Here is a 10612-nt window from a genome sequence, read left to right as displayed (position 1 = left end):
CGCCGTTCGCGATCCTCTGCGCGCTGTCGCTGGTCAGTCTCGTGATCGGTCCGGTTGCTGCCGCGGCGAGCCTGCGCCAAGGGCTCGATTGATGCCGATCAACTCTTGCAAGGCGCGCCGTTATGCCGATTGCATGGCTGCCGCACGACCATTAACAGGATGGCCATGTCGCTGATCGACTTCGCCAACCCGACACGGTTTCTCGCGCTGACCGCGCGCATCCTGCCGTGGCTGATCGGTGCGACCGCGATCCTGCTCGTAATCGGCCTCTATCAGTCCGCGACCGCGCCCGACGACTACCAGCAGGGCGCGACCGTCAAAATCATGTTCATCCACGTACCGAACGCCTGGCTGTCGATGTTCGTCTGGGCTGTCATGAGCGCGTCCGCGCTGGGCACCCTGGTGTGGCGGCATCCGCTCGCCGACGTCGCCGCGAAGGCCGCGGCGCCCATCGGCGCGGCCTTCACCTTCCTGGCGCTGGTCACCGGCGCATTGTGGGGCCGGCCGATGTGGGGCACCTATTGGGAGTGGGACGCGCGGCTGACCTCGGTGCTGATCCTGTTCCTGATGTATCTCGGCCTGATCGCGCTATGGCGCGCGGTCGAGGATCCCTCGCGCGCGGCGCGCGCCGCCGCGGTGCTGACGCTGGTCGGCGCCATCAACCTGCCGGTCATCAAGTTCTCGGTCGACTGGTGGAACACGCTGCACCAGCCGGCCTCGGTGTTCCGGGTGGGCGGGTCGACGCTCGATCGCGCCTTCCTGATTCCGCTGCTGGTGATGGCGGTGGCGTTCACGCTGCTCTTCCTCACCCTGCATCTGGCGGCGATGCGCAACGAGATCCTGCGCCGGCGGGTGCGCAGCCTGCAGATGATGCAGGCGAGCCAGCGCGCGGCGTGACGCCATGGCGCTCGGTCCCTACGCGTCCTTCATCGTGACGTCCTATGTGGCCGCGACGCTGGTGGTCATGATCCTGATTGCGTGGATCGTGGTCGACTACCGCAGCCAGACCCGGCGCCTGCGCGAGCTCGACGAGAGCGGCATCGCCAGGCGCTCGGGACGCAGCGCGACGGAGCTTTCATGAGCGAGCAGGTCAGCCGAGACGCCAACACGCCCGAAGCGCCGAAAGCGCGGCTGTCCTTCCTCATGGTGCTGCCGCTGATCGTGTTCGCCGGGCTCGCCGCGCTGTTCTGGTTCCGGCTCGGCAACGGCGACCCGTCGCGAATTCCGTCGGCGCTGATCGGCCATCCGGCGCCGCAAACGCCGCTGCCGCCACTGCAAGGCCTCGTCAACGAGGGCGCGCCGGTGCCGGGCCTCGATCCCGCCGCCTTCAAGGGCAAGGTCAGCATCGTGAACGTCTGGGCGTCCTGGTGCATCCCCTGCCACGACGAAGCGCCGCTGTTGACGGCGCTCGGCAAGGACAAGCGGCTGCAGCTCATCGGCATCAACTACAAGGACGCGCCCGACAACGCCCGGCGCTTCCTCGGCCGCTACGGCAACCCGTTCGGCGTGGTCGGCGTCGACGGCAACGGCCGCGCCGCGATCGAGTGGGGCGTCTATGGCGTGCCCGAGACCTTCGTCGTCGGGAAGGACGGTGTCATCGCCTACAAGCTGGTCGGGCCGGTGACGCCTGACAACATCGACACGGTGCTCAAGGCAGAGATCGAGAAGGCGCTGAAGGCGGGCTCGTAGGTCTATCCGCCGTCATTGCGGGCGAACGGGTCGCTACCTCTTGCTCACATCGCCCGCGTCGGCCTCACTGGTCTCCAGCGACACCGGCTCCAGATGGTAGCGCCTGGTCAGCGGCATCTGGGCGATGGCGAAGATCGCGGTCAGCGGCGTCACGCCGAACAGCTTGAACCCGACCCAGAAATCCGTGCTCTGCGTGCGCCACACCACCTCGTTCAGCACCGCCAGGCCAAGGAAGAACAGCGCCCAGCGGAAGGTCAGGATGCGCCAGCCGGTCGGCGTCAGGTTGAACATCTGGTCGAACATCAGTGCGATGAAGGAGCGGCCGAACAACAGCCCGCCGCCGAGCACAGCGGCGAACAGGACGTAGATGATGGTGGGCTTCACCTTGATGAAGGTCTCGTCATGCAGCACGAGCGTGAGCGTGCCGAACACCAGCACGATGCCGCCGGTGACGAGCGCCATGATCGGCACGTGCCGGGTCACCACGTAGGAGGCGATCATTGCCGCGACGATCGCCAGCATGAAGGCCCCGGTCGCCACGAACAGGTGGAACTTGGCGTTGACAATGAAGAACACGACCAGCGGGCCGGCCTCGGTCGCGAGCTTGAACAATGGATGCGGCTGGGTCTTGTCCATCAGCTTGGCTCTTCTTGATTCTCGGGGATGACCTTAGCTGAAAGCCGGTCCGCGCTGTTCGCCATCATGCTCCGATCCCGGCGATCGCCTGCGCGAAGTCCCGCGCGGTGAAGGCTGCGAGGTCGTCGATGCCCTCGCCGACGCCGATGAAGTGCACCGGCAGCTTGTGCTTCTCCGCGAGCGCCACCAGGATGCCGCCGCGCGCGGTGCCGTCGAGCTTCGTCATCACGAGGCCGGTGACGCCGGCGGTGCGGTGGAAGGCCTCGACCTGCGACAGCGCGTTCTGCCCGACGGTCGCGTCCAGCACCAGCAGCACCGCATGCGGCGCGCCGGCGTCGACCTTGCGGATGACCCGCACCACCTTCTCCAGCTCGTTCATCAATTCGGCCTTGTTCTGCAATCGGCCGGCAGTGTCGATCAGCAGCACGTCCTTGCCCTGCTCTTTCGCCGCCGTCAGCGCGTTGAAGGCGAGGCTCGCGGAGTCCGAGCCCTGCGCCCCCGCGATCACCGGCGCCTTGCTGCGCTCGCCCCATACTTTCAACTGCTCAATGGCTGCTGCGCGAAAAGTGTCGCCGGCCGCGAGCATCACCTTGCGGCCCTCGGCTGCGAATTTCGCGGCAAGCTTGCCGATGGTGGTGGTCTTGCCGGAGCCGTTGACGCCGACCACCAGGATGACGAACGGCACCTTCGCATCGATCGCAAGCGGCTTCGCCACCGGCGTCAGCACCTTCTCGACCTCGGTCGCGACCACGCTCTTGACCTCGTCGGCCGAGATCGCCTTGTCGTAGCGGCCGTTGCCGACGGCCTCGGCGATCCTCGCTGCGACCTCCGTGCCGAGATCGGCGCGCAGCAGCACGTCCTCGATGTCCTCGAGCATCGCGCGGTCGAGCTTGCGCTTGGTGACGAGATCAGCCACCGCGGTCCCGATCGAGCTCGACGTGCGCTTGAGCCCGCTGGACAGCCGCCGCCACCAGCTCGATTTCGGTGTTTCCTGGGTGGTATCGTTCATTTGACGTGTGTTAGCCGTTTCATGTTGCAAACGAAAGTCTTGACCCGGTGATGGACGTCCCCGAACTCACGGCCGACCAGATCCTGGCCCGCGTGCTCCATCGCGACGGGCTGATGCTCGTGATCGACAAGCCGGCGGGGCTGCCGGTGCATCGCGGGCCCAAGGGCGGCGCCAATCTCGAGGCTTCGTTCGACGCGCTGCGCTTCGGCCTGCCGCGGCCGCCGGTGCTGGCCCACCGGCTCGACAAAGATACCTCCGGCTGTCTCGTGCTCGGCCGCCACCGCAAGGCAACGGCCTCGCTCGGGCTTTTGTTCAAGCATGGCAAGATTTCGAAAACCTACTGGGCCGTGGTCGAGAGCGGCCCCGCCGAGGACGAAGGCACGATCGAGCTGCCACTCGGCCGGCTCAACGCCGAGCGCGGCTGGTGGCAGAAGCCGGACCCGGACGGCCAGGAGGCGATCACGAACTGGAAGGTGCTGGGGCGCGGCGACGGCCTGGCCTGGCTCGCCATGGAACCGGTGACCGGCCGCACCCATCAATTGCGCGTGCATGCGGCGGCGATGGAGTGCCCCATCGTCGGCGACGACATCTACGGCACGCAGGCAAGTTTACGCCGCCTGCACAACGAAAAATATTTCCCGCGCTTCGGGGAGCCGCGGCTGCATCTGCATTCGCGCGAGATCGTGGTCCCGATTTCCAGGAACAAGGAGCCGGTGCGAGTGACGGCGCCGGCGCCGGAGCATATGCACGAACGATTGAGAACGTGCGGCTGGAACGGAGAGTAGGGCACGCCGCCACCACGCCTTCCCCTGGATCACCCGCGAAAGCGGGTGATCCAGCATTCCAGAGACAGCAGTAATTGAATCAACACGCCATGGCGTGCTGGGTCGCCCGGTCCCGCCTACGCCGAGGCTTCGGCGGGCGCGCAAGCCGGGCGACGACACGGAATTAGACAACGAGCCGCACGCCGTCGTGGCCGGCGATCGTCATCGTCCGCACCGTGCCCGGCGTCTCGCCGGCAATCATCACCGGGACAAAATGCTCGGTGCGGCCCGTCGTCGCGCTCTCGATCAGCACCTCGCGGGTTGCACCGACCTCCGCCTCCAGCCGCTTTCGCAACGCGGCCTCGCCGGCCGCGCGCAATCGCGCGGCGCGCTCCTTGATCGCCGGTCCCGCGACCTGCGGCATCCGCGTGGCCGGCGTGCCGGGGCGCGCGGAATAGGGAAACACGTGCAGGAAGGTCAGGCCGCATTCCTCGACCAGATCGAGCGAGCGCGAGAACATCTCTTCGGTCTCGGTCGGAAAGCCGGCGATGAGGTCGGCGCCGAGCGCGATGTCCGACCGCAGCCGCCGCACCTCGGCGCAGAACGCGATCGCGTCGGCGCGCGCATGCCGCCGCTTCATCCGCTTCAGGATCAAATCGTCGCCGGACTGCAGCGACAGATGCAGATGCGGCATCAGCCGCGCGTCAGTGGCGATGGCATCGAGCAGGTCGCGATCCGCCTCGATCGAATCGATCGACGACAGTCGCAGCCGGCGCAGCTCCGGCACCTCCCGCAAAATCCGCTTCGTCAGTCGCCCGAGCGTCGGTCGATCCGGCAGATCGGCGCCGTAGCTCGTCAGGTCCACACCCGTCAGCACGATCTCGGCATGGCCGTGCGCGGCCAGCGCGCGGATCTGGTCGACCACCGCTTCCATCGGCACGGAGCGGGAGTTGCCGCGGCCGAACGGAATGATGCAGAAGGTGCAGCGATGGTCGCAGCCGTTCTGCACCTGTACGACTGCGCGCGGCAGCCCGCGGAAGCTTTCAAGCCGATGCGGCGCCATCGTCCTCGCCGCCATGATGTCGCTGACAGCGAGCTTGCCCTCGCCAGCGCCATCGAAGGCGGCGCGCGTCATCCGCCAGGCCTCGCCCCGCATCTTGTCGTCATTGCCGACGACACGATCGACCTCGTCCATCCCGGCGAACATCGTGGCTTGCGTCTGCGCCGCGCATCCGGTCACCACGATGCGCGTCTCCGGCCGCTCGCGCTTCAGCTTCCGGATCGACTGCCGCGCCTGCGCCACCGCCTCGCCGGTCACCGCGCAACTGTTGACGATGACGGTGTCCGACAGGCCGGCGCGCGCGGCCTCGCGCGCGATCACCTCGGATTCGAAGGCGTTGAGGCGGCAGCCGAAGGTCAGGACCTCGACGCTCATGCGACGCCGGCGAACAGCGAAGGGTCGAACCGCCCCTCATATTCGAAGCTCGCCGTTCCCGTCATCAGCACATGATCGTCACGCTCGCGCCACTCGATCGCAAGCTCGCCGCCGGGAAGCTTGATCTGCACGATGCGGTTCGTGCGCTTCAGCCGCGCGGCGGCGACCGCGGTGGCGCAAGCCGCAGAGCCGCAAGCCTTCGTCAGCCCCGCGCCGCGCTCCCAGGTGCGGATCGTGATGTGGTCGCGATCGACGATGTTCGCGAGCGTGACATTGGCGCGCTGCGGAAAGATCGGATGATTTTCTATGAGCGGGCCGACACGTTCGAGATCATAGGCCGCGACATCGTCGACCCAGAAGATCGCGTGCGGATTGCCCATGCTGACGACGGACGGCGAGTGCAGAATCGGCGCATCGATCGGCCCGATCTGCAATTCGATGTAGCGGGTGTCACGAAACTCCTCCGCCAGCGGGATGTCCTGCCAGCCGAATTTCGGCGCACCCATGTCGACGGTGTAGAGGTCTGCCGTTGGCCCCGGCCAGCAGCTCAGCAGGCCCGCCGCGGTCTCGAAGCTGAGCGGGCGGCTGCCGCCCTGCTCGAACAGGCGCCGCACCACGCAGCGCATGCCGTTGCCGCAGGCGCCGGCCTCCGAGCCGTCATTGTTGTAGATGCGGATGAAGGCCTCGGTGCCGGCGAGGCGCGGCGGCTGCAGCACCATGAGCTGGTCGTATGGTATCCGGGATGCAATCGCGCGGGCGTCCTCGGCCGTCACCGCCGCCTTGCGGTCGCGCAGGTCGACCACGACGATCTCGTTGCCGATGCCGTTCATCTTGGCGAAAGCGTGGTTGGCGAGCGCGCTCATGAGAAATATCCGATTTCGGCCCGCGTTATAGGGCGAACGGTCCCGTATTGACCAGACCACCCCCGCAGGGCAGATGACCGATCTGTCATGGGACGAAGTCGCGCCTTGCGTGTTAGATAGCGGCCCTTCGCCGCAACATCCGGACGGCCGGGCGCGGCCCGGAGAACATTCAGATGAGTTCACGCCTTTTCCGCCTTGCGCTGATCCCCCTGGCCGCCCTTTCGCTCGGGTCGGGCGCGGCGCTGGCCCAATCGCCCGCCCCCTCGGCCACACCGGCCCCAGCCGCTTCCGCCACCCCGAGCCCGGCGCCGACGCCGGCTCCCGCCGAAAGTCCCGCGCCCTCGCCGTCCCCCTCGGCCGCGCAAGCGCCCGCTCCGGTGCAGACGGCCGATCCGTTCGGCGAGCCGATCACGCTGGAGGCGAAGAAGGTGGTGATGGCCAAGGGCAACGCCAATTGGGACACGGCGTTCGACACGCTGGTGGATTCGCTGAAGTCGCTGTCGGCCGCGCTGGACAAGCAAGGCGTCAAGCCGGCCGGCAACCCGATGATCGTCTACACCTCGACCGACGATACCGGCTTCACCTTCCTGGCGGAAATCCCGGTCGAGCAGGAGCCGAAGACCCTCGCCAAGGACATGAGTCTCGGCAAGTCGCCCGACGGCAAGGCGCTGAAATTCGTCCATCGCGGCTCCTACGACAACATGGACAACACCTATGAGGCGATCACCAATCACCTCGACGACAAGAAGCTGGAAGCGAAGGACATGTTCATCGAGGAGTACCTCACCGATCCCCTGAAAACTGCGGAGGACAAGCTCGTGATCAACGTCTATGTGCCGCTGAAATGAGGCGGGCCGTCTGCCTTCTTCCGCTCGCCGCCGCGCTGGCCCTGCCCGCATCGCCGGCGCAGGCGGAGCATGACTTTCCGCCGGCGATCTCCGTCAGCGGCGAAGCCGAAATCTCGGTGCCGCCGGACCTTGCGATGGTGGACGCCGGCGTTGCCTCCGACGCCAAGACCGCGCGCGAGGCGGCCGACGCCAACAACACCGCGATGGCCAAGGTGATCCAGGCGATCAAGGCTGCCGGCATCGACGACAAGGACGTGCAGACCTCGCGGCTGTCGCTGCAGCCGCAATATGCGTCGAACCAGTATTCGTCGGGCCGCACCGGGCCGCAGCAGATCACGGGCTATCACGCCTCCAACCGCGTCACCGTCAAGCTGCACGACGTCGGCAAGGTCGCGGGCATCATCGACACGGTGGTCGCCGCCGGCGCCAACGACGTCGGCAACGTCAATTTCACGGTCTCGCAGCCCTCGAAGCTGCTCGACGAAGCCCGCGACAAGGCGTTGGCCGACGCGCGCCGCAAGGCGGAGATCTATGCCAAGGCGGCCGGCGTGACGCTCGGCGCGCCCTTGAGCATCTCCGAGGGCGGCGCACCGCCCCTACCGCTCTTTCGCGCGAAAACCATGATGCCGATGGCGGCCGCCGTGCCGACGCCGGTGGCGCAGGGCGAAGAGACGCTGTCGGTCAGCGTCAGCGTGACCTGGGCGATCAAGCAGTAGAAACCCCTCCTCGCAGTCGTCGCCCGGCTTGCGCGCCCGCCGAAGCCTCTTGACCGCCGAAGTCCGCCTTCGGACGAAGGCGGTTGGCGTAGGCGGGACCGGGCGACCCAGTATTCCAGTGACATTTGCGCTTGAGCCGGCAGGCCGCGGCGTGCTGGATCGTCCGCTTTCGCGGACGATGACAGTGGAGGTTGTGGCGACGATGACGGTTGAGGTCGTGGCTCAATCACCTGACTGACGAATTCTTTTCCGAAAGAGCCGAGGGGCCGGAATAGACACACCTTCGCATTCCCGCGGCGCGTGGCACCCGGGCTGTTCAAGCAGATCACCCTCGTCGAGAAGAGAGGGCGCAGGGAATGCCGGGCGCAGGCCTCGCCCATGGCCCGCCTGCAACAAGAAACGCAGGCGGCAGTCACCACAGGTTCAGCCACATCATCCGGCATTCCCTGCGCGATGGTTTACGACTTATGCCGCGCTCTCCCGGGTGAACGGGCTCTTTTGCCACCCTCATCGGCGGTTCATCATCCGCCAACTTAGCGCCAGCGTCGCGGCGCCAGGACCACACGGTTTTGCCGTCCGCAACGAACCCCGCTCGTCTCGCAAGGCCGCCGCGTCCACCGCATCCCGCACCCAACGTTCGTGACGACGCGTTCGCCCCTCTCCCGGGTGGAGACGAAGTCTTATGACACGATTTCTGAAAAAAAGAAAGAGAAAATTCGGCCGCGCCAGCCGGCGCGGTCGATCGGATTGAAACGGCTCGCGAAAACAGCTTTTCGGCGCAGGCGATTCATCTGCCCGGAAGGTCGGTTGAGACGGTTGCACCCTGCCGTTCGCGCTGATTTTCACCCGACGGGCGACTCACTTTCACGATAGTCGCGATCGTTTGACACGCCCGAAATCGATTGGCAGCAAGTCCGAAACGCGAAGCGACGTGGAAGCGATTCCATCAGGCGCGCAGGACGGCTGGAGCGAACGCCGAGCGCGATGCGCAAGGCGGCGGCGATACCCATCGATGATGCGAGTGGGGTCGATGGGTTTCGCCGCGCGCCGTCCTTCGCTCAACATCGACAGATGGGCGGCTCCGCCCATCCTACCGGATCGCGTTTCACACCGGCATCGTGCGCTTCTGATACGCCCTGCCCTTGATCGCAGCCGCCTCGCTGTGGCCAGCGACCACGCGCACGCCCTCGTCGATCCGCGCGATGATGTTGTCGGGCGTGCAGCCCTGCAGGAAGGCGACGCCGTGTTTTCGGCAGGCGGTGATGATGCGGTCGCGGGCCTGCTGCATTTCCGGCGGGAACGGCTCGCGCGGGATGGTGGCGTAGCCGAGCGAGAGGCTGAGGTCGCCGGGGCCGATCTCGGCAAAGCCGAGCCCGGGCACGGCGATGATCTCCTCGCAATTGGCGACGCCTTCGGGGCTTTCGAGCTTCACGCCGAGCAACAACTCGCCGTCGGGATTGAGCGGCCAGGGATCGCAGCGCGCCATGTACTCCTCGACCGACAAGCCCCAGACCGGCGCCGCCGTGCTTTCCGAGCCGCGGCCGCGCGTGCCGATGCCGAGCCTCTTGCGGCCGGCGGCATCGATGCCACCGTCCGGCGACCGCACCGCGCCCGCCATCCGCGCCAGCGGCGACGGGATCGCCGGATCGACGCCGAGCAAGTTACGCGGATAGCGGCAGGATTCGATGAAGGCGCGCACCGCGTCGGCATTCTCGGCCTGGCACAGCAGGATGCCATGCGCGCCGCGGCCGAGGATCTGGCGAAACTGCCAGGCGTTGTGCCGCACATGCAGGGCGTCGATGCCGTTCACCGGCGCTTCCACGATCACCGCCGGCGTGCGGTGACCGGAGCGGGCCGGCCCGGCCTCGACCATGCCCCGCATGTAGTCGGCGAGCCCCGCCATGTCGAAGGCGCCGTGCTCCATGCCGACATTCATGTAGTCGGCCCAGGTCGCGGCGTCGGTGCGACCCTGCGCCTGGGTCAGCACATGGCCGCTGTGCGGGCCGTCGTAGTAGATCGCCTGGTCCTGGCCGAGCAGTTCGATGGCCCGGTTGATGCGCTCGTTCATGGCATGCTCCCCATGGTTGGCTGCCGTCCTGTCCGATTGCCGGCCGCATCCGCGCGAACGCCCGATGTCGCGGCCGAACGCCCCACGCTTCGATCCCATGTTCCGTCGACCGGGCCGGCGTCGTGCGTGGGAGCCTGTTCCGCCGGCTGGCGTCAAGGTTAGCGTGGGTTTGACATCGTCCGGCCGAGCGCCGCAACCTGCACCGCGCATGATCGATGGGAAGTGCCGCAATGAAATCCATCCTGCTCACCTTGGCCGCACTGTCCCTGGCGGCGCCGGCGCGGGCCGCCGATCTGAAGTCGGAGATAGAGGCCGCGAACCAGAAGTGGCTGGATGCCTACGGCAAGGGTGACGCCGCGGCATTGACCGCGCTGTATACCGACAAGGCAACCGTGCTGCCCCCCGGAACCGATATGGTGACGGGATCGGACGCCATCCTGAAGTTCTGGCAAGGCACGATGCAGAGCGGCCTGAAAATACAGTCCCTGCAACCCGTCTCCGTCACCCACATGGGTGTCGGCGCGCGGGAGATCGGCCGGGTCGTCGCGGAGGCGCCGAACGCGCGGAAGGAACCAACGAAGGTC

12 protein-coding genes and 1 pseudogene are annotated in these 10612 nt (G+C 67.0%); 8 read left to right on the top strand and 5 right to left on the bottom strand.

The features are described from left to right. From JOY90_RS22070 to JOY90_RS22055, 4 genes and pseudogenes are all read left to right on the top strand, one after another. A pseudogene (locus JOY90_RS22070) lies at positions 1–92 on the top strand (heme exporter protein CcmB); the annotation flags it as partial. A 73-nt stretch (positions 93–165) separates the two neighbouring features. Next, entirely contained in the window at positions 166–897 is a 732-nt protein-coding gene (locus JOY90_RS22065) for a heme ABC transporter permease (RefSeq protein ID WP_291693231.1), read from the top strand. A 4-nt stretch (positions 898–901) separates the two neighbouring features. Next, the gene (gene ccmD / locus JOY90_RS22060) at positions 902–1081 is read left to right on the top strand and encodes a heme exporter protein CcmD (protein WP_291693230.1); all 180 of its coding nucleotides are present in this window, start codon (positions 902–904) and stop codon (positions 1079–1081) included. Beyond that, positions 1078–1689, top strand: coding sequence for a DsbE family thiol:disulfide interchange protein (locus JOY90_RS22055; protein WP_291693229.1), 612 nt, complete (start codon positions 1078–1080; stop codon positions 1687–1689). Before ccmD ends, JOY90_RS22055 begins: the two co-directional genes overlap by 4 nt. A gap of 33 nt (positions 1690–1722) precedes the next feature. On the opposite strand, the gene JOY90_RS22050 is transcribed toward JOY90_RS22055, so the two are convergent. Continuing rightward, entirely contained in the window at positions 1723–2325 is a 603-nt protein-coding gene (locus tag JOY90_RS22050) for a septation protein A (RefSeq protein WP_291693228.1), read from the bottom strand. A 64-nt stretch (positions 2326–2389) separates the two neighbouring features. Then, complete coding sequence (gene ftsY / locus JOY90_RS22045) at positions 2390–3334, bottom strand: signal recognition particle-docking protein FtsY (protein ID WP_291693227.1); 945 nt, start codon at positions 3332–3334, stop codon at positions 2390–2392. Positions 3335–3384: 50 nt separating this feature from the next. Here ftsY and JOY90_RS22040 point away from each other — a divergent pair, with 50 nt between their 5' ends. After that, positions 3385–4119, top strand: coding sequence for an RluA family pseudouridine synthase (locus tag JOY90_RS22040; protein ID WP_291693226.1), 735 nt, complete (start codon positions 3385–3387; stop codon positions 4117–4119). Positions 4120–4282: 163 nt separating this feature from the next. On the opposite strand, the gene mtaB is transcribed toward JOY90_RS22040, so the two are convergent. Both mtaB and dapF read right to left on the bottom strand, forming a co-directional pair. Continuing rightward, a complete protein-coding gene (gene mtaB / locus JOY90_RS22035) occupies positions 4283–5533 on the bottom strand; it encodes a tRNA (N(6)-L-threonylcarbamoyladenosine(37)-C(2))-methylthiotransferase MtaB (protein ID WP_291693225.1) in 1251 nt (416 codons plus the stop codon). Continuing rightward, a complete protein-coding gene (gene dapF, locus JOY90_RS22030; RefSeq protein WP_291693224.1) occupies positions 5530–6396 on the bottom strand; it encodes a diaminopimelate epimerase in 867 nt (288 codons plus the stop codon). The genes mtaB and dapF overlap by 4 nt, the downstream gene beginning before the upstream one ends. 173 nt (positions 6397–6569) lie before the next feature. On the opposite strand from dapF, the gene JOY90_RS22025 reads away from it, so the two are divergent. Beyond that, entirely contained in the window at positions 6570–7244 is a 675-nt protein-coding gene (locus tag JOY90_RS22025) for a GyrI-like domain-containing protein (protein WP_291693223.1), read from the top strand. Beyond that, a complete protein-coding gene (locus JOY90_RS22020) occupies positions 7241–7960 on the top strand; it encodes an SIMPL domain-containing protein (protein ID WP_291693222.1) in 720 nt (239 codons plus the stop codon). Before JOY90_RS22025 ends, JOY90_RS22020 begins: the two co-directional genes overlap by 4 nt. Before the next feature lie 1105 nt (positions 7961–9065). Here the strand turns inward: JOY90_RS22020 and JOY90_RS22015 are convergent. Then, entirely contained in the window at positions 9066–10028 is a 963-nt protein-coding gene (locus tag JOY90_RS22015; RefSeq protein ID WP_291693221.1) for an aldolase/citrate lyase family protein, read from the bottom strand. A 230-nt stretch (positions 10029–10258) separates the two neighbouring features. Between JOY90_RS22015 and JOY90_RS22010 the strand changes: the two genes are divergently transcribed. Next, a partial coding sequence (locus JOY90_RS22010) for a DUF4440 domain-containing protein (RefSeq protein WP_291693220.1) occupies positions 10259–10612 on the top strand: 354 nt, incomplete at its 3' end.

Source organism: Bradyrhizobium sp. (assembly GCF_019242285.1).
Lineage (GTDB): Bacteria > Pseudomonadota > Alphaproteobacteria > Rhizobiales > Xanthobacteraceae > Bradyrhizobium.
This window is presented reverse-complemented; position numbering and strand designations above follow the sequence as displayed.